This window comes from Falsiroseomonas sp., assembly GCF_030695085.1.
Classification (GTDB): Bacteria; Pseudomonadota; Alphaproteobacteria; order Acetobacterales; family Acetobacteraceae; genus Falsiroseomonas.
Genome location: NZ_JAUYTS010000004.1, coordinates 1 through 19,005 on the forward strand (window position 1 = coordinate 1; position 19,005 = coordinate 19,005).

At 70.2% G+C, this 19,005-nt stretch carries 14 protein-coding genes; 4 read left to right on the forward strand and 10 right to left on the reverse strand.

The window, feature by feature from the left end; genetic code table 11:
* Window positions 1-22: 22 nt before the first annotated feature.
* The 10 genes from Q8S40_RS00430 to Q8S40_RS00475 all read right to left on the reverse strand — a co-directional run bounded on the left by Q8S40_RS00430 (window position 23) and on the right by Q8S40_RS00475 (window position 11,100).
* The gene (locus tag Q8S40_RS00430) at window positions 23-571 is read right to left on the reverse strand and encodes a PEP-CTERM sorting domain-containing protein (RefSeq protein ID WP_305668854.1); all 549 of its coding nucleotides are present in this window, start codon (window positions 569-571) and stop codon (window positions 23-25) included.
* A gap of 154 nt (window positions 572-725) precedes the next feature.
* Window positions 726-2,213 (reverse strand): exosortase A, encoded by a 1,488-nt coding sequence (gene xrtA, locus Q8S40_RS00435; RefSeq protein WP_305668855.1) that lies wholly within the window; start codon window positions 2,211-2,213, stop codon window positions 726-728.
* On the reverse strand, window positions 2,210-3,427 hold the full coding sequence (locus Q8S40_RS00440) for a TIGR03087 family PEP-CTERM/XrtA system glycosyltransferase (protein WP_305668856.1): 1,218 nt from the start codon (window positions 3,425-3,427) through the stop codon (window positions 2,210-2,212). The genes xrtA and Q8S40_RS00440 overlap by 4 nt, the downstream gene beginning before the upstream one ends.
* Window positions 3,427-4,458, reverse strand: a complete 1,032-nt coding sequence (locus Q8S40_RS00445; RefSeq protein ID WP_305668857.1) for a FemAB family XrtA/PEP-CTERM system-associated protein — start codon at window positions 4,456-4,458, stop codon at window positions 3,427-3,429. Before Q8S40_RS00445 ends, Q8S40_RS00440 begins: the two co-directional genes overlap by 1 nt.
* A 2-nt stretch (window positions 4,459-4,460) precedes the next feature.
* Complete coding sequence (locus Q8S40_RS00450; RefSeq protein ID WP_305668858.1) at window positions 4,461-5,375, reverse strand: XrtA system polysaccharide deacetylase; 915 nt, start codon at window positions 5,373-5,375, stop codon at window positions 4,461-4,463.
* Entirely contained in the window at window positions 5,372-6,340 is a 969-nt protein-coding gene (locus Q8S40_RS00455) for an AAA family ATPase (protein WP_304815039.1), read from the reverse strand. The genes Q8S40_RS00450 and Q8S40_RS00455 overlap by 4 nt, the downstream gene beginning before the upstream one ends.
* A 9-nt stretch (window positions 6,341-6,349) precedes the next feature.
* Window positions 6,350-8,041, reverse strand: a complete 1,692-nt coding sequence (locus tag Q8S40_RS00460; protein WP_304815040.1) for a TIGR03016 family PEP-CTERM system-associated outer membrane protein — start codon at window positions 8,039-8,041, stop codon at window positions 6,350-6,352.
* The gene (locus tag Q8S40_RS00465; protein ID WP_305668859.1) at window positions 8,034-8,957 is read right to left on the reverse strand and encodes a hypothetical protein; all 924 of its coding nucleotides are present in this window, start codon (window positions 8,955-8,957) and stop codon (window positions 8,034-8,036) included. Before Q8S40_RS00465 ends, Q8S40_RS00460 begins: the two co-directional genes overlap by 8 nt.
* Entirely contained in the window at window positions 8,954-10,468 is a 1,515-nt protein-coding gene (locus Q8S40_RS00470) for an XrtA system polysaccharide chain length determinant (RefSeq protein WP_305668860.1), read from the reverse strand. Before Q8S40_RS00470 ends, Q8S40_RS00465 begins: the two co-directional genes overlap by 4 nt.
* On the reverse strand, window positions 10,459-11,100 hold the full coding sequence (locus Q8S40_RS00475; protein WP_305668861.1) for an XrtA/PEP-CTERM system exopolysaccharide export protein: 642 nt from the start codon (window positions 11,098-11,100) through the stop codon (window positions 10,459-10,461). Before Q8S40_RS00475 ends, Q8S40_RS00470 begins: the two co-directional genes overlap by 10 nt.
* 329 nt (window positions 11,101-11,429) lie before the next feature.
* Between Q8S40_RS00475 and Q8S40_RS00480 the strand changes: the two genes are divergently transcribed.
* Genes Q8S40_RS00480 through prsT form a run of 4 tightly spaced genes read left to right on the forward strand, consistent with a single transcriptional unit; the run spans window position 11,430 to window position 19,002 of the window.
* The gene (locus tag Q8S40_RS00480; RefSeq protein WP_305668862.1) at window positions 11,430-12,752 is read left to right on the forward strand and encodes an exopolysaccharide biosynthesis polyprenyl glycosylphosphotransferase; all 1,323 of its coding nucleotides are present in this window, start codon (window positions 11,430-11,432) and stop codon (window positions 12,750-12,752) included.
* Between the two features lie 43 nt (window positions 12,753-12,795).
* Entirely contained in the window at window positions 12,796-14,814 is a 2,019-nt protein-coding gene (gene prsK / locus Q8S40_RS00485; RefSeq protein WP_305668863.1) for an XrtA/PEP-CTERM system histidine kinase PrsK, read from the forward strand.
* On the forward strand, window positions 14,811-16,196 hold the full coding sequence (prsR, locus tag Q8S40_RS00490; protein WP_304807727.1) for a PEP-CTERM-box response regulator transcription factor: 1,386 nt from the start codon (window positions 14,811-14,813) through the stop codon (window positions 16,194-16,196). The genes prsK and prsR overlap by 4 nt, the downstream gene beginning before the upstream one ends.
* A gap of 13 nt (window positions 16,197-16,209) precedes the next feature.
* Window positions 16,210-19,002, forward strand: coding sequence for an XrtA/PEP-CTERM system TPR-repeat protein PrsT (gene prsT / locus Q8S40_RS00495; RefSeq protein ID WP_305668864.1), 2,793 nt, complete (start codon window positions 16,210-16,212; stop codon window positions 19,000-19,002).
* The last annotated feature ends 3 nt before the right edge of the window (window positions 19,003-19,005 follow it).

Here is a 19,005-nt window from a genome sequence, read left to right on the forward strand (position 1 = left end):
CGCGAGGGGCAGGACTGCTCAATCAGGCCTTGTTGCGGCGCGCGCGGCGCACCAGGCCGAGGCCCAGCAGCGCGGAGCCGAACAGCGCGAGCGAGGCCGGCTCCGGCACCGCGACCACGGTGGCGGAGAAGGTCACGTTGCTGAGGAGGCCGCTCTGCGTGCTGAACGCGAGGGTGCCCTTGGTGTCGTCGAAGCCGGTCAGCGTCGCCGTGCCGGTGCCGCGGACCGACAGCGTGCCAGGAGACCCGGCAATGTTCGTCACCGACGCGCCCGCATCCAGGATGAAGGTGCTGACCAGGCCGTTGTTCGTGATCGTGAACAGCAGACCCTCGGACACCGTCGGGGCGTAGGAGAAGTTGGCAATGTCGACGCAGCTCACGCAGGTGCCGAGGCCGGAAAAGCTACCCTCGGCGATGTCCAGGCGCTGCGGGCCGGAGAAGGTGATCTCCGTGTCGGTGACCTGGTTGATGCCGCCGATCGACAGGTTGCTGCCCGGCATGATCGGGCCGGCCAGGACGGGGGAGGCCATGAGGGCGAGGGCGGCGACGGCGCCGAAGAGTGCCTTCTTCATAATCTGATCCTTCATTCGAAGCGGCCGCCAGCAATCCCAGAGGCCTGGCCCTCATTAAGCAACTCGCGTGCCAGACCTTTTTCTCCTTTCTTTCCGATACTTAGTTGTGATATTGGCGGTTATGTCGGCCGCCTGTAAGTGATGCCGACAGAGGTCACGAACCCGTTGAGCGCACCGCCGCAACGGCGGCCAGACCCTGCCGCTGCGCCGCGAGCACGGCACGCATCACCCGGCTGGCCTCGGCAACGTCCAGCGCCGAGGCATCCTCAGGGGCCAGTTCCACCACCACCAGCACGGGCCGCGCCGTGCCGCCGCGCAGCGTCGACAGCGCCTGCGCGGCGCGTGACCGAAGACCATCCCCCGCCGCCGCGCCGTCCCGCCACGCGGCCACGGCTACCAGCGCGGACCGGCCCGCAACCTGGCGCACCTGCCATGCCATGCCGGGAGCCTGCACGCCGAAGGTCAACGCGTCGTCATTCACAGCCCCGGCGGCCGCGCGACGTGCCGCGGCGACGGCGGCCCAGTTGGTGTCGTTTGCGAAGTGCATCAGCCGCGCAGTGGCGACGAGCCCCCCGCAGCGCAGCGCCAGCCCGTCCGCGACGCAGCCTTCCGGCGCCGCCAAGGCCGCATCCTGCACCACCGGCGACGCCACGCCCGCATCCAGCCTGGCCACCGCCAGCGGCCCCGTCGCCGCCAGGCCCACGGCCAGCGCCGCAACCGCCACGCCCCGGGCCGGTGCCACGCGCCGCGGCCGCAACGGCGCCAGCGGGTCCTGCACCACCGGCGGCACCGCGCCATCCTGCCGGAAGGGCAGACCGGCCAGCACCAGCAGCAGCAGCACGACCGAGAAGAACACCCAGCCATAGATCAGGTGGTCCGCCGCCGCCGCCTCCGCGCTGCCCAGGTAATGCCCGAACAGCACGATGCCCAGTGCACGGATGCCGTTCGCCAATACCGGCACGCCGATGGCCAGCAGCATCACCATCAGCCGGCGTCCCGGGCTGCGGAACATCACCAGCGCATACAGCGCGCCGAAGGCGATGGCCGCGATCAGGAAGCGCAGCCCGGCACAGGCCTCGGCCACCAGGAAGGTGCCGGCCGGGATCTCGATCACCAGCCCATCGGCGTAATGCGGGATCTCGAAGAAGCGCAGCCCTGCCAGGATCATCTGCAAGGTCACGTCCTGCAGGAAGGGCGTGGCGAACTCGCCGAATGGTACGAGGAAAATCAGGTAGGCCAGCGGGGCCGCCATCGCCAGCGTGATGCGCCAGCCCAGCGTCGCCAGCACCAGGACCCAGACCAGCCCGATCAGGACAAGCTGCCGCCCCTCCATGATGCCGAGCCGTTCCGCCACCAGCCAGGCCAGCGCGCCGCCCAGCGCCGGCAGCGCCAGAAGCAGCGAAGGCTCGGGCCGCAGCACCTTCAGGCGATCCCGCCGTACCCAGGCCAGCCAGATCGCGATCGGCAGCACCAGCCAGCAATGGTTGTAGGTGGCGGAGCGGTCCCAGGTGGCGACAGCCGCCGCAACCTCCGCCTGGAACAGCAGGCCGAGGGCCAGAAGCCCAAGACCGAGCGCCGCCACCGGCAGCGCCCAGCCGCCATGCAGGCCGGTTGCAGGACGCACGGGCAGGATCACGTTCATGCCGTCATTGTCTCCCGCACGGGCAGCACCGCATCGAGGCGGCGCAGCGTGGCGTTCCAGTCATGCGCTTCCGTCACCGCCGCCCGCGCCCGCGCGCCCAGGCCCGGATGCCGGCCCTCGAGCACCCCGCGCACCGCATCCGCCATCGCGAGGGCGCCCTCGGCCACCAGGATGTCCCGGCCCGGCAGGGCACGCACGCCCTCGAAGGCCTCGGGGCTGGCCACCACCGGCCGCGCGAGTGCCATCGCCTCCAGCACCTTGTTCTGGATACCGCGGGCAATCCGCAGCGGCGCGACGGCCACCGCCGCATGCGCGATCCAGGGCTGGATGCGCGGCACCGCGCCCGTCACATGCACACCCGGCCGCGCGGCCAGCGCACGCACCGCGGGTGCGGGATTGACGCCGACGATGTGGAAGGCAACGCCCGGCAGGTCGGCCAAATGCGGCATGACCTGTTCCGCGAACCAGCACACCGCCTCGATATTCGGGCGGTAGTCCATGGTGCCGGTGAAGACGACGGCCTGCGTGCCGGGGGCGTAGGGGCTTGGCGTCGGCAGCGCCGGGTCGAAGGCCGCCAGGTCCACGCCATTATCCACATGGTCCACCCGCGCCGCCGCTTCCGGCGCCATGGACCGGAACTGCGCGGCCTCGGCGGCGGAGACGAACAGGGTGCGGTCGAAAGCGGAAGCCGCGCGGCGCTCGAAGGCCAGCAGCGTCCGCGCTTCCCGCGCCCAGACCTGGCGCATCGGCGGCCGTGCATCCGCGGCATAGGCGCGCCACTTCTCGGAATCGACATCGACCATGTCCAGCACGCGGCGCATGCCGGGATGCCGGGGGCCCATCACATAGGGCGCCATGGCCGAGGAATAGACGAAGCAGGCGTCATGCGTGCCGGCGGCCAGATGCGCCTGCACCCAGTCCCACAGGCCCTTTTCGTGAAACCAGCCGAGGCTCAGCGGCAGGCCCGGACGGCAGCGCAGCAGCGCGCGCAGCGCGGCCTGCCGGCGCGACCCGGTCTGCCGTGCCACCACGCTGGCGCAACGCGCCTGCAGCACCGGCAGATGACGCAGATCGGCCGGATCATCGACCAGGCAGCCGAGATCGACGTCCCAGTTTTCAGCAAGCCGGTCCAGCATGTGCCAGGCGCGGATCTTGTCGCCCTTGTCGGGCGGGAAGGGAATGCGGTGGCACAGGAACAGCAGGCGCGGCTTCATCAGCCGAGACCCCGCACGATCTGCGGCCCGATCAGATTGGCCACCTGCAAGGGCAGCCGGCGCCAGGCGGCGATCATCAGCTTGAACTTCGGATTGGCCGGGTTGTTCTCCGCCAGCGTCGCGCCCTGGCGAAGCTGGTAGCAGTAATGCAGCGGCTGCGCCTCGAACCCCCAGTTGCGCTTGAAGTCGAAGGCGCCGGTGCCGGCCTTGCTGCGGCCGAAATCGAACATGCGCGCGCCACGTTCGGCGCCGGCGCGGCGCATCACTTCCCAGTACAGGAAATCATTGGCCGCAAGCCCGCGCGCCTCCGGCGTGCCGCCGCCGTAATAGGGCAGCACCTCGTCCCGGAAGTGGAAGTTCAGCACGGCGGCCACGGGCCGGTCCTCGTGCAGCACCGTCGTCACATCATGCGAATCGGGAAACGCCTCCCCCAACAACCGAAAATACTTCTCGGAGAAGACGGGCGTGCCGAGCGCATGCACCATGCGGGCATAGACATGATGCAGCGCGCGCGTGTCGTGGTTAGAGACGCTGGTCAGGCCGTTTGAAATGCCCTTGCGGACCATGGCGCGCTGCTTGCGCGGAATCGCCTTCATGTCGGCATCCGCATCGCCGCTTATGGCGCGGCGGAAGGTGTGGTGCAGCGCGGGGCGTTCGGCCCAGCCCTCATCCGCCGCGTCGCGGCGGCGGAATTCCAGGCTGGGCACGCCGGTGCGGCGCATCAGGTCCATCGCGTGGGATTCCAGTGCCGCGGCGGCCTGCGGCGTGGCGGCAACGGGGCCGCCATAGACGCAGAAGGGCGTCGAGATCAGCGCGTCGCCGAACAGCAGTGTCTTCATCCGCGCCAGTGGCAGCACGCCGACGATGGCGCCGTCCTGTTCCGCATAGGCGTAGTGGGTGCGGTGGCCGAAGGCGCGCTCGATCACCTGGCGCCAGGGCGACAGGTGAAAGAAGGTCGCCCCCGGCGTGCGATGGACGAAATCATCCCAGGCGGCGCAGGCGCCGTCCTCCAATTCCCGAATCCGCACCATGCTCACCCCGCCATCGCGCGCAGCTTCGCGGGCAGGGCCGGCTCCGCCAGTTCCTCCGCGAAGACATCGGACATGCTGCCCCAGGCGAAATCGCGCAGCAGCCGGTCCAACCGCGCGCCCATGCTGGGCAGGCCGGTGTAGTGGCGGAAGCGGGACAGGGCCTTGGCCTGGAAGACGCGCGGCTGGTCCGGGTCCAGTTCCCACGGATGGAAGTAGAAGATGCCGCGGCGCGCCTCCGTCCGGTTCACGCGCTGCAACCCGGCGCGGAACAGCGGATACGGCGCCAGCCGGAACCAGCCGCCACCGGAACAGGGCAGTGAGCGGCCGAGGGCGCGCACCGTGGTCATCGGCAGTTCCAGCACGCCATCCGGATGCGGATGGTGCGGCCCACGCGGTGCATCGGGTGCGCCGTACAGGTCATGCTTCACCGGAAAGACCGAGGACGAATAGCGATAGCCCTCCTCGGCCAGGATCGGATGCGCCCAGGGCGTATGCGGCCCGATCGAGAAGGTCGGCGCGCGATAGCCTTGCACCGCCACGCCGCCGGTATCCTCCAGCAGCATCCGCGCCTGGCGGATATCGGCGCGGAACGCCTCGGCGCCGATGGCATCCACCCGTTCATGGCCATGGCCGTGGCTGGCGAGTTCGTGCCCGGCATCAACGATGCGCCGCACCAGCGTCGGGTAGCGCTGCGCCACCCAGCCCAGCGTGAAGAAGGTGGCACGCACGCCGGCTTCGGCGAAGCGCTCCAGCACCTGCTCGGTATTCGCCTCCACCCGGCAGGACAGCTGCTCCCATTCGTCGCGCGGGATCGCCTCGGCGAAGGCCTGGACCTGAAACCAATCCTCGACATCCACGCTCATCGCGTTGCGGATGTGGTGCCCCTGCGCCGGGGCGTTGCGGTTCTGAAAATTCACCGGTGCGTCCTCCGCCCACCGCCGAACAGATCGGCCATCTGCTGGAACACCCGCTCACGCCGCGCCGTCAGATTCTCCAGCGCCTCGATCCGGTGCTCGATATCGCGCAGCACCACGCCGGCATCGGGCGCCGGCATACCGAACAGTTGCGGCGCCATGCCGCCGCCGAGGTCTTCCTCCAGCTCGATCGCCGTCGCCTCCACCAGCGGCGCGGTCAGCACCGTGGCGCGCTCCAGCGCGGCGCCGAGCAGCACGCGCGAACAGAGGCGGTTGATGCGGCGCGGAATGCCCTCGCTGTGCCGGTGCACCAGGTCCAGCGCACCCTCCTCCCACCGCGGATGGTCCAGCCAGCCCACCGCGCGCATGCGGTGCTCGACATAGGCGTGGGTTTCTTCGCGTGACAGCGCGCCCAGGTGGTAGCAGGCCAGCACGCGCTGGCGCAGCTGGTCGAGATCCGGGCTGGCCAGGGTACGGCGCAGCTGCGGCTGGCCCAGCAGGATGGTCTGCATCGGCGCCTGGCCGCCCTCCGTCACGTTGGACAGCATCCGCAATTCTTCCAACGCCGCCGGTGCCAGGCCCTGCGCCTCGTCCACGATCAGCAGGTAGCGACGGTCGCCATTGCGCAGCGCGGCGGAGATGCCGCGCAGCACGGCAGCCTTGTTGCCCTCCGGCTCCGCGCCGAAGGCATCGGCCACCAGCCGCAACAGATCATCCCCCGCCACCTGGGTGGTGGAGACGCGGGCCACGGCAAAGCCGGTCGGGTCGAGCTGGCTGCACAGCCGCTCCACCAGCGTCGTCTTGCCGGCGCCGACTTCCCCTGTCACCACCACGAAGCCCTCGCGCTGCGCCAGACCGTACAGCAGATGCGCATAGGCGCGTGCGTGGACGGAGCTTTCGTAGAACAACTTGGCATCCGGCGTCATCTGGAAGGGATGCGCACGGAAACCGTAGATCTCGCCAAGCATCGCGGGCTCCTAGAAGGTTTGGCGCAAGCCGATGAGGATGAAATTCTGCGTCGATGTGCCATTGCCGACCGAAGCGTCGTTCCGGCGGCTGGCCAGCTGAAGCGTGGCGGTGGTGTTCTCCCGCAGCGCGTGCACGAAAGTGAGGCTTGCGCTCATGATCGTACCGTCACCGCGCAGATCGTTGCTGCTGCGGCCGTATTGCAGGAAGCCGACCGCAGTGGTGCGCGGCGTCAGTGAACGCGACCAGGTGAAGCCGGCGGAGGTGCCGCGCTGCCCGAAGCTGCTGCCGCCCTCGGCCACGGAAACCGGCGTCCGCTCCTCCCGCGTCAGGGTCAGGGCGAAGGTATCCCGCGGCCAGGTCTGCACGATGGCGGCGGAGGCCGTCTTGATGCGCGCCAGATTGTTCTGGCTGCCCAGGAAGGACCCGCTGAAGGGCCGCACCACCGGCAGGCCGGTCGACAGATCGACCGGGTTGCCGAACTGGTCGAGCGAGGTGGTGGAGAGCAGGTCCGCCGCCTGCAGCGCCCCGGTGCTCAACGTCTCCGCGTAGCGGCCCGAGATGCGCGTCCGGCCGCCGACAGCGACGGAGCCATCGAAGGACAGCGAGTTGAAGCCGTTGCGCCGGCCGTAGCGCACCGTCACCTGGCTGGCCTCGGAGAAGTCAAACCGCGTGCCGACCGACCAGATCGGCTCGTCGATATCGATACCGGGCGTACCGCCGAAGCGCTGCTGCTCGTAGCCGCCCATCACCAGCACGGAGAGGCCGCGCAGGATGGCGTAGCGCGCCTCGACCGAGCCGAGCCGGCGATAGGCACCATCCAGCACGCCATCGCCATCATAGGCGGTGGCCTGCAGGCGCCCTTCAAGCGCCAGCCGGCCGAAATCGGGACCGGTCCGGACCACCGCATAGCCTTCATGCGCGGTGAAGGACTGCGCCGCCGTGCCGCCCTGCACCCCAGGCCGGAACTGGCCCGGTTGCAGCGCCAGCACCGGGTCGTCGCCGCTCTGGTCGACCCACTGGTAGGCGTAGCCCACCTGCATCGTTGCCGTGTCGCCAAAGCGATGCACAATGTAGGGCGAAATCTGGAAGCTGGTGGTCTGCAGCCGGTCACGGTCATCGGTGACAATGCTGCCTTCGGGCGCGAAGCCGCCGTTGACGCTCTGGATCGACGACGAACCGCGCATGTCCAGGAACAGCGTGCCAGGCACGACGCTGACCAGCGCCTGGCCGTTGAAATTCTGGTCGAAGCGATCCTGGTCCGTGTTATTCGCGTGAAAACGCGCGGTCGGCGTGTAGTTCAGCACGCCCTGCAGCCGCGCCGTATCGGCGGAAACCAACACGCCCGGCGTGATCGTGGTGAAGACGTCACCACTTTTCCGGTTGCCGCTGTTGGTCAGGTTGTCCGTCGCCACCGCCTGGACCGTAAGGCTGGGCACGATGGTCCAGGCGCGGGCCGGGCCGGGTGCTGCGGGCAGCGGGCCGGTGGTGGGAAAGCCGAACTGGCCGATGCGGATCGGCGGCGCGGTCGGCGCCACCAGGTCCACGCCCCGCGCGGCCGCGCCTTCGGCCTCAGCCGCGGCGCGGACAGAAGGAAGCGAGCCCGGCCCGGTGGAGCCGGGCAGTGGCGGGCTGGTCGCCCAGGCGGGCACCGCCGCCATCCCCAGGGCCAGGACCGCCCCGCGCAGGAGAAGATCAGCCATCGGCTGAGGCCGTCGAATTGCCAAAACTGTCATCGCTGCTCATCCGGCTCTGGTTCAGGACCAGTTGCAGCACGGGACAGGCTTCGAGAACATCCAGGGCAGCTTCCACGGCATCACGTGGCGTGGTCTCCGCGCGCACCACCAGCAGCACCTGGCCGACCATGGCGGCCATGGCCGGTGCGTCGCTGGAGGACAGCGCGGCCGGCATGTCCAGCACCACGACATGCCGTGGCAGCGCCACCGCCACGGCCCGCAGCGCGGCCGCGAGTGCCGCCCCGCTCGGCGCCGCCTGGCCCGGCGCCCGCAACCCATGCGGCAGGACCGAGAGGCCGGCAATGGCCGTCGTCCGCAGCAGGAGCGAAACAGTCTTCGTCGGGTCCTGCGCCAGCGCCCGCAGACCGGGCGCATTCGCCAGATCCAGGCGCTGCGTGACATCGCCATCGACATCCACAAGCAGAACCGGCTGGCCTGTGCCGGCGGCAAGGCTCGCGGCGAGGTTCACCGCGATGAAGCTCTTGCCCTCCTCCGGCACCGCGCTGGTGATCATCACCAATTGCCGGCAGGTGGTGGCGTTGCGCGCCGCATCCGGGGCCGGGATGGCGCGCAGAACCTGGGTCTGGATCAGCGCCAGCTCCTCCGCCAGACGGGTGCGTGCCTCCGCCTCCGGCTCGAAGGCCAGCCCTGCGGCACGCAGCTCCTCCATGCTGATCGCCGGCGGCGGCGCCACCGGCACCTCCGCGAAGGCCTCGGCATTGCGGGGCCCTTCGCGCCGCGGCGCATGGCTGGACAACCCTGCCGGTGCCAGCGTGTCCGGTGCCAGCGTGTCGGGTGTCAGGCTGTCCACTCCCCGCAGCGGCCCCATCGCGGCCACCGCACGCTCGGCAAGGTGGGTGCGCGGTGCGCTCAATCCGGTCATGCCAGCAGCATCCTTGCAATGATGCGGGGCGCGTCCGCGAGCACGGCGCCAAACGCAACGAACAGCATGCCAAGCGCACCGGCGAAGCCGATGCCGGAGATCACCGCCCCGCGCCGCGGCGGCGCGGAAACAGCGCCCAGCACCGGCAGGCCGATGCGGCGCAGATCCGCCAGCGTGTAGAAGCTGCGGTCGAACTGCATCAGCAGCAGCACCAGACCGACACCGGCGCCGAGCCCGGCAACCAGCACGCCGGCCGAGAGCAGGAAGCGGTTGGGCGATACCGGCTGTGCCGGCACAGTCGGCGGGTCCACCACCTCCAGCTGCACGCGGTCCGAACTGTCACGCGCGGCGCCGGCCAGCTGCAGCGATTCGCGCCGCGCCAGCAGCTCGTCATAGTTGCGGCGCAGGACGTTGTAGTCGCGGTCCAGGTTCAGGAACTGCGCCTGTACCTGCGGCGCGCTGCGGGCGATCTCGTCCAGCCGCTCCACCTCGGCAATGCCTTCACGCTCCTGTCGCTCCAGCGAAGCGATCTCGGAGTCCGCGTCGACCAGCCTGAGGCGCAGCATCTCCAGCGCCTGGTTCTGCGGCTGCGCAACCGACCCACGTGCACCACCGCCGCCACCACCGCCCGCGCGGGCGGCATTCACCACGGCAACCGCCGCGCGAACGTCCGGGTGTGAGTCCGTATAGCGCAGGCGAAGCTCGGCCAATTGGCGCTGCGCCTCCACCAGGCGCGGATTGCCGCCGCCTGAGGTGACGACAGGCGCCGGCACCGCTGCCATCTCCTGCAGCTGCTGCTGCGTCAGGTCACGGCGCCTGCGGGTATCGGTCAACTCGCCCTGCACCTGCGCCAGGCGGCTGCGCGCCGCCTCGAGGCGGGAAGACCCGCCAAGCGCGTCGGAGGGAAGAATATCGAGGTAGCGCGCCCGGAACTCGGCACGGCGGTTCTCCGCCTGGCGAAGCTGCACCTCATAGGACGCGGTCTGCTCGGCCACGAAGTTGCGCGCATTGTCCATCTGCTGACGGTCGGTGACCATCGCCGCCTCCATGAACAGATTCAGCGCGGTAGTCACCACGTCATGCGCAAGCCGTGGATCGCGGTCCTGGAACTCGATCGTGAACAGGTTGCGGGTCTGCGTCCGGATGCGAATGTCCCGCGCCAGCCGGGTCAGCATCTGCTCCCGGCCAATCGGGTCGCGGACCTGCTCCTGAAGCCGCGTGCGCGCGATGATCTTCTCAAGGTTCGGGCGCGACAGCAGCGTGCGCTGCAGGGTCTCGACCTGGCTGGCGGGCGAGCTGTCGATCGCGATGCCGCGCAGCAGCAGCCCAAGGATCGCATCCGCATCGGCATAGACCCGGGTGGTTGCGACATACTGGTTCGGCATCATCGTGACCCCGGCCCAGCCACCGATGCACACCACCCAGGCGAGCGCCAAGGCGCGCCAGCGATGTCGGGCGCCGGCGGCCAGCGCCCGGCGGAACAGCCCGTGCAGGTCCATGGTCAGAACCAACCCTGCGGGATGACCAGCGTGTCACCCGGCTGCATGGCGACATCCTGGGAAATGTCGCCGCCACGCAGCAGGTCATCCAGCCGCACCGGGATCACCTGCGGGGCCGCACCATTGGGCGGGCGGCGGATGATCTCGGCACGATTGCCGGCGGCGTAGCGCGTCAGCCCGCGGGCGTTGATCATCACGTCGAGGACGCTCAACCCCTCGCGGTAGGGCAGCGCCAGCGGCTGTGTCGCCTCGCCGATCACCCGGATCTGGCGGCTTGGCTGGCCGATGAAGGATTGCACCATGACGGTGACATTCGGCTCCCGCACATACTCCGCCAGGGCTTCCTCCAGCGCGCGTGCCAGCTCGCTGGGGGTGCGCCCGGCGGCCTCGACGTCCGGCACCAGCGGCAGGGAGATGCGGCCATCCGGGCGCACCGGCAGCGCCGCGGCGCTGAGTTCCGGCGCACGGTAGACGAAGACCGTCAGCGTATCGCCCGGACCGATGACGTAGGCGCTGGCGGCGGAGGATTGTGCAGTGGAAGCGGGCAGCGCAGGGGGTGCGCCGGCACAGCCGGCAAGCCCGGCACCGAGCCCGATGATGAGGGCAGACCAGGCCGGAATGCCTGCAACGCGGAAGCTCTTCATGCCGATGGCCTCTGGCTGGAGAAAAGCGGGCCGTTGGGGGGCCGGGAGGGTCCCGGACCGGCGTCGCCTCTGGTGGCAGGAGCGATACAAAACTGAGCCGGCCGGCGCTATCTAGAATTTAGCTCCGCGTATTAACGTTTAAAGCAAGCTCCCCTGCTTGTGTTACGTTTGATGCAAAATCACCCGCTTTTGTCGGCAAATTCCTTAGTTAAAATGCCGGTTCGCGCCAATTTTGCTACAAACATCTCATTTACAATATTTTGTGATTATTATTCGGATCGTGTTTGCCCGGCAATGTCGCATTATGTGGGCAGAAGAGGGCGACACCCATGACAAATTTGTTTGGCCATAGCGTACGATCCGAAGTCCTCGCACTATGCCTCGGCGAGACCGGCGCCGTGTTTCTCTGCGTGCTAACGCTGTTGTTCGTAGGCGGTTCGTTCGGCCAGGCGGAAGGGTTTGCCGCGGCAGTGGCAGTGGCGGCGATCACGGCGACAACCGTGCTGCTGGTGGCCGGCGCCGTCGGCTTCTATGAACCCTCCACACTGGCCGGCCTGCGCGCCACCCTGGTCTCCGGTTTGGTCGGCACCACCATCCTGCTGCTGCTTCTGGTGCTGGCGCTGCAGTTCACCGAAGGTGAAGGCGTCAGCCCCGTTCAGCGGCATGCGCTGATCTCCGTGATGCTTGGCACCGCCATTGCCATCCTTCTCACGCGCCTGGGCTTCCTGCTGCTGCGCCCGCCGCTTCGCCGTCTGGCGCTGGTCGGCGCCGAGAAGCCCGGTACGGATCGCGGCTACGCGCCCTTCGAGGTGACGTTGGCGCTACCGGTGGCCGACGCGCTTTCCCAGGCCATCTCGCGCGGCCGGCTGCGCGCCTGGCGCGTCTGGGCCGTGATCGCACCGTCCCGCACGCCGCTGCCTGTGGAGACGCAGAAGAATTGCGCGGCCGCCGGCGTGCATGTCTTCACGGCTGCTGAATTCAGTGAGCACGGTCTCAACCGGCTGGATCTGGAAAGCCTTCCGGAAGGCTGGCTTGCCAGCGCCAAGGCCGCGCATACCAGCCGGACGGAGGCCGCCCTGCGCCGGGGTTTCGATATCCTGGTTGCCAGTGCGCTACTGCTGCTGACGTTGCCGCTGCTGCTGCTCACCATGCTGGCCATCCGCCTCGACAGCAAAGGGCCGATCTTTTACCGGCAGGAGCGCGTCGGCCTGAACAACCGCCCCTTCATGCTGTTCAAGTTCCGCAGCATGGTGACGGATGCCGAAGCTGGCGGCGTCGCTCGCTGGGCGATCCGCGGTGATCCGCGCGTCACGCGCGTGGGCCGCATCATGCGGCTGACGCGCATCGATGAGATCCCGCAGGCGTTCAACGTGCTGCGGGGCGACATGTCTGTCGTCGGGCCGCGCCCGGAACGGCCGACCTTCGTGGCGCAGCTTGGCGAGATCATCCCGCACTACCACGATCGTGCCATCGTGAAGCCGGGCATCACCGGCTGGGCGCAGGTCAACTATCCCTATGGCGCATCGGTCGAGGATGCGCGGATGAAGCTGGCCTACGACCTGTACTACGTACGCCGCCGCAGCCTGCTGCTGGATCTGCTGATCCTGCTATCGACCGTCCGCGTGGTCCTGTTCCAGGAAGGCGCCCGCTGATGCACGGCGTCGCGCAGCAGACGGGTTTGCCGGGATGGTTGCGATGAACGCCGCGGCCACGCCGTGGCTGCACGTCGCCGCGGCCGTTCTGTGCCTCGGCTGGGCGGCGCTGATCCTGGCTTGCGGGCGGCTGCGCGCCACACTGCCGCTGACCCTGGCCTGCCTGGCCGCTGCAGCATGGGCGATGGCCGTGGCCTTGCGGCCCGCGATGCCATTGGACGGGCTGCCCGGCGCGCTGGAGATCCTGCGCAGTGCCCTCTGGCTCGCCCTGCTGCTGCTGCTCATGCGCCGCCATGGCGGCACCAACGCGACGCCGCAGGTCTGGCGCTTTGCGGTGGTTGGCGGGGTGGTGACACTGCTTTCGCTCACGGCCTTGCTGCCCAACACGCCGCAGATGCCGACCCTCGGCTCCCCGGGGTTAATGGCCCGGCTCGGCCTGGCATTGCTGGTGCTGCTGGTGGCGGAGAATCTGTACCGCAACGCGGACCGTGCGGCGCGCTGGCACGTGATCCTGCCCTGCCTCGTACTCGGCGGCCTGTCCGCCTTCGATGTGGTGCTGCACGCGGATGCGGCGCTGCATCGCTTCTATGCCCCGGCACTGCTGGATGCCCGGGCGGTACTTACGGCGTTGTCGATGCCGCTGCTGGTGCTTGCCGCGCTGCGCGACCGACGCTGGCGTCGCAACCTGCCGGTCTCGCGTCAGGCCGTGTTCCATGGCGCGACATTGGTGATCGCCGGCACCTTCCTGACCGGCGTCGGCGCGGTGGGCGAAGGGCTGCGGCATTTCGGCGCCGACTGGGGCGGTGCGGCGCAGGTCAGCCTGCTCGCCGGCGCGGTGCTGGCCATTGCCGTGGCGACCTCCTCCGCCTCCATGCGTTCCCATATCCGGCGGCGCGTGGTCGACCATTTCTTTGCCGCCCGCTTCGATTATCGCGCCGAATGGCTGCGCTGCGTCGCCACGCTGTCCGCCCAGCATGCGGAAGCCGAGCAGCGCGCCATCATCGCCATCGCCGATCCCGTGGACAGCCCGGCCGGCCTGCTGCTGCTGCGGGATGCGCCACAGGCACCGTTGCGCTGGGCCGGGTCCTGGAACCTGCCGGTGCATGACATTGTGCTGCCGCCGGACCACGCCCTTGTCGCTGCGCTGCAGGACGGCACACATATCGTCACCGCGGTGCCGCGTGACCTTGGCGCGGATCTCGCGCCGCTATGGCTCGCCGTGCCGTTGCGGCATCACCGTGACGGGCTGCTCGGCCTCGTGCTGCTGGCGCCGCCGCGCGCGCCCTTCAACCTGGATGCCGAGGCGTTCGACCTGCTGAGGGCTGTTGGCCGCGAAGTGGCGATGTTCCTGGCCGAGCGCCGCGCCGCCGAACGGCTGCACGACCAGCGCGCCCTGGCCGAGCACGCGCGCCGCTTCGCCTTCGTGGCGCATGACGTGAAGAATGTTGCCAGCCAGCTCACCCTGGTTCTCGCCAATGCCGAGCACAACATCGCCGATCCGGAATTCCAGCAGGACATGCTGCTGACGGTCGGTGCCTCCGCACAGCGAATCAACGCGCTGATCGCCCGGCTGCGGGAGCCGGAGGCGGAACAGCCGCCGGCGCTGATAGCCCCGCTCGAGACCATCCGCGCGGTTCTGCGCGAAGTGGCGCATCCGGTCGAGGTCTCGGCGGATGACGCCGATTCCTGCTGCATCGCCATCGCGCCCGACGGCTTCGCCGCCGCCCTGCGCCACCTTCTGGACAACGCCATTGAAGCCTCGCCCCAGGCCGTCCCGGTCCGCATCACGCTGCGGCGGGAGGCTGACTCCGTGCAACTCGATATCACCGATCGCGGACCCGGCATGACCCCCGAATTCGTGCGCGACCATCTGTTCCGTCCCCTGGTATCCGGCCGCGCCGATGGCAACGGCGTCGGTGCCTGGCAGGCGCGCGATCTGTTGCGCGCCGCCGGCGGGGACCTGCTCGCGCTCAGCACACCGGGCGCTGGCACGACCATGCGAATGACCCTGCCCTGCCAGCCGGCAGCCAGGCCTCTGCAACTACAGGAGATTGCGGCATGAGCAAGCCGAAGCTGCTGATTGTGGAGGATGATCCCGGCCTCTGCGCACAGTACCGATGGGCCTTCCCGGCGTGGCGCGTCGTCATCGCCAATGACCGACGACAGGCGGAGGCGACGGCCAGGCGCGAACAGCCGGCCGCCGTGCTGCTCGACCTTGGGCTGCCGCCGGATGCGGAAGGCGTGGCGGAAGGTTTTGCGACGCTCGCCGCGCTGCGCGCCCTGGCACCCGGCCTGCCCATCATCGTCGCCAGCGGCCAGGGGCAGCGGGAGACGATGCTGCGTGCGGTCGGCCTCGGCGCCTATGATTTCTGCGAGAAGCCGGTCGATCTCGACGTGCTGCGCACCATCCTCGACCGCGCGCTGCATGTGCGCGCGCTGGAGGAGGAGAATCAGCGCCTGGCCGCCGCGCCGCGCCCCAGCCCGATCGCGGACATCATCACCGCCGATGAGTCCATGCTGAAGCTGTGCCGGAGCATCGAGCGCCTGGCCACCGTCTCGGTCCCCGTACTGCTGCTGGGCGAAAGCGGCACCGGCAAGGAAGCGCTGGCGCGTGCGCTGCACCAGCTGGGTCCGCGTGCATCCAAGCCCTTCATCGCCCTGAACTGCGCCGCGATTCCGGAGGCGCTGCTGGAAAGCGAGTTGTTCGGCCATGAGCGCGGCGCCTTCACCGGCGCCGTGCGCCAGGTGACCGGGCAGATCGAGGCGGCGCATGGCGGCACGCTTTTCCTGGACGAGATCGGTGACCTGCCGATGTCGTTGCAGGCCAAGCTGCTGCGCTTCCTGCAGGACCAGATGATCGAGCGCATCGGCGGCCGCACCAAGATCCGCGTCGATGTGCGTGTCGTCTCCGCCACCAATCAGCCGCTTGAGGAACAGGCGGAGACCGGCGGCTTCCGGCAGGACCTGCTGTACCGGCTGAACGCGCTGACGCTGCGCGTGCCGCCGCTGCGCGAACGCGGCGGGGATGCGCTGCTGCTGGCACGCTGGTTCCTGGCCCGCCATGGGCAGGAGGCACAGCGCCGCCTGCGCGGCTTCGATGATACGGCGCTTGCCGCCATCGCTGCCCATCCCTGGCCCGGCAATGTGCGCGAGCTAGGTAACCGCATCCAGCGCGCTGCGTTGATGTCCGAAGGACCCCTGCTGAGTGCAGCTGATCTGGAACTGGCACAGGCGGTTCCTCTCGCTGAACCGGCCAGCGAGGATCTCGACCTGCGTGCCGCCCGCGCGCGGGCGGAGCGTGAAATGATCGGGCGCGCGCTGGCGCGCTGCAATGGCAGCCTGTCTGCCGCCGCACGCCTGCTCGGGATCAGCCGCCCGACACTTTATGACCTGCTCGAGACGCATGGGCTTTCGCCGCAACGCGCCGATGCGAATCCCTCCTGACGGAGACCGAATGATGGCCCGCAATCTGTACAGCCTGCCCGCCTTCACCCTCGCCGCCCTGATGGCGACGGCGGCGCCCGCCTTCGCCAATCCCGCCGCGGACCGCGCCCGCGCGGCTGACCAGCGGGGTGAATTGCGCGCCGCGCAGATCGAATGGCGCAACGCCGTGCGCGCAAGCCCGGAGGACGGCGCCATCCGCATCGGCCTTGCGGAAGCCAGCCTGCGGCTCGGCGATTTCGACACCGCGACGCGGGAGACGCGGACGGCGCTGGAGCGCGGCCATGACCCGGAGGGCAGCACCACCGGGCTGTTGCTGCGGATCTACATGGCGCAGGGCCGCGCACGTGAACTGCTGGCGGATTTCCCGCAGACCGAGACCCCTGCCCCCGTCGCCGGCCAGATCGCCGCGGCGCGCGCGATGGCGCATCTGCTGCTGCGCGACCTCCCGGCGGCGCGCGACGCCGTGGCGACGGCGGAGCGGCTCGCGCCGAATGCCGCGCAGCCAGGCCTTGCGGCCGCGGCGCTGGCCCTGACCGAAGGCGATCAGCGCGCCGCGGAAGCGCGGCTGGACCAGGTGCTGGCAGCACACCCCCAGATGGACGAGGCCTGGCTCCGCAAGGGTTCGCTGCAGCTCGAGCGTGGCGATCGCGCCGGGGCGATCGAGAGCTTTGGCCGCGTCGTCAGCCGCACACCCACCGATGTGCCGGCGCGGCTGCGCCGGGCGGAGGCGCTGCTGCGTGACGACCGGCCCGCGGAGGCGGCGCAGGATCTCGACGCCGCGCTCGCGATCACGCCGAACAACGTCACCGCGATCTATCTGCGCGCCATGCAGTTCGGCAGCCAGCGAGACTGGCAGCAGGCCGATGCCGCGCTGCAGCGTATCAGCTCCCAGCTCGGCAATTTCCCGGACGGCTTTCTGCTGCTCGCCCTGGCGAAGAACGGGCTGGGCCAGCAGGCCCAGGCGGAAGACGCGGCGCGCCGTCATGTGGCCCGTCGGCCGGATGATGCGCGCGGTGCCCGCCTGCTCGCCGGCATGGCGATGAATGCCGGGCGGCATGCGGAAGCCGCCCAGGTGCTGACCCGTGCGACCCAGAACCGGCCGCGCGATGCGGCGCTGTATGAGGCGCTCGGCCGCGCGCAGAGCGCCGCCGGGCGCCCTGATCTTGCCGCGCAGGCGCTGGAGGAAGCGGCGCGGATCGCGCCGGAGGATGCGGCGCTGCTGACCCGCCTGGGCATCGCCCGGATGGCGGCCGGTGACCCGCGCGGGGCGCAGGGCGCAGTGCAACGTTCGCTCGAACTCGGCCCGGCACAGCCTGGGGCGCGGGAGATGCTGGCCGCCGCCGCACTCGCCCGCGGCGACCTGGAGGCCGCGGCGGCGGAGCTGGCCCAGCTCGACGCGGCGGGCCGGCAGGGTGAGATGGGCGGCGCGCTGGACGGCACGCTGCGGCTGCTGCGGCTCGACGCCGCCGGCGCGCGCCGCGCCTTCCAGGGCGTGGTGGAGCGCCATCCCGCCAGCGTCCCGGGACGGCTAGGCCTGGCGCGCGTGATGATGCTGCAGGATGAGGGGATGGCGGCGGTGCCGCTGCTGGGTGCGGTGCTGCGCGAGCAACCCGCCAATGGCGAAGCCGCCGCGCGCCTGGCCGCACTGGCCCAGGGCGAAACGGGTGAGGCCCGGAGCGAGGTGGCGGAGGCCGCCCAGGCGGCGCTGGCTGCGGCGCAGCAGGCCCACCCGGCCAATGCGCAGCTCGCGTTGAACCATGCGGGCCTGCTGCTGCGCCGCGGCAATGCCGCCGCCGCGCTTGCCGTGCTGGACACCCAGCCGCTGCGCAACCAGCGCGGCACCGGGCTGCCGCTGGCGCGTGCCGAGCTGCATGCGGCACTGGAGCAATTCGACGCCGCTGAGAGCGCAGCGCGCGAGGCGATGGCCGAGGATCCTTCCTCCGTCCCGGCCCGCCGGCGCCTCGCCTCGCTGCTGGTGCGCAAGAATGACACGCGCAATGCTGAGGTGCTGCTGCGCCAGGGCCTGCGCGAGGCGCCGGCCGATGAAGGGCTGCAGCAGGCGCTGCTCGGCGTGCTGCGTGAAGGGGCTGGCGGCATGGCGGCGGCGACGGCCGAGGCGGATCGGCTGGCTCGTGCGCCGAATGCCCCGCCCACCGCCCGCGCCCTGCCCGGCGACCTGCTGATGAGCCAGCAGCGCCATGCCGAGGCCGCGGAAGCCTATGCCGCGGCGCAGGCCCGCGCTCCGGCATCCCTGCTCGTGCAGCGGCAGGCCGCCGCGCTGCTCGCCGCCGGCCGCGCCCCGGAGGCGTCGGCCGTGCTGGAGGCCTGGGTCGCAGCCAACCCGGACGACCTGGCGGCGCTGAACACGCTGACGCAGTTCGACCTGATGGCCCGGCGCTTCCCGCAGGCGGAGACCCGCCTGCGTCGGGTGGTGGCCGCGGCGCCGGAGAACGCCATCGCGTTGAACAACCTGGCCTGGGTGCTGGGTGAGCAGGGCGAGGCGCATCTGGCCGAGGCGCGCGGCTTCGCCGAGCGGGCCTACTACCTGGCCCCCAGCCCGAACATCGCCGACACGCTCGGCTGGATCCTGGCCCGCAGCGGTGAACCGCAGCTGGCGGTGACGCTGCTGCGCCAGGCGGTGCGCGCCGGGCAGGGGCCGTCCGCCGGCTACCACCTGGCCTATGCGCTGCACCAGGCCGGTGACGGCGCCGGTGCGCGGCGCGCGCTGGAGCCGGTGCTGGCCTCGACCACCGACTTCGCCGAGCGCCAGGCGGCCGAGCGCCTGCGCATCACCCTTTCAAACTGAGAC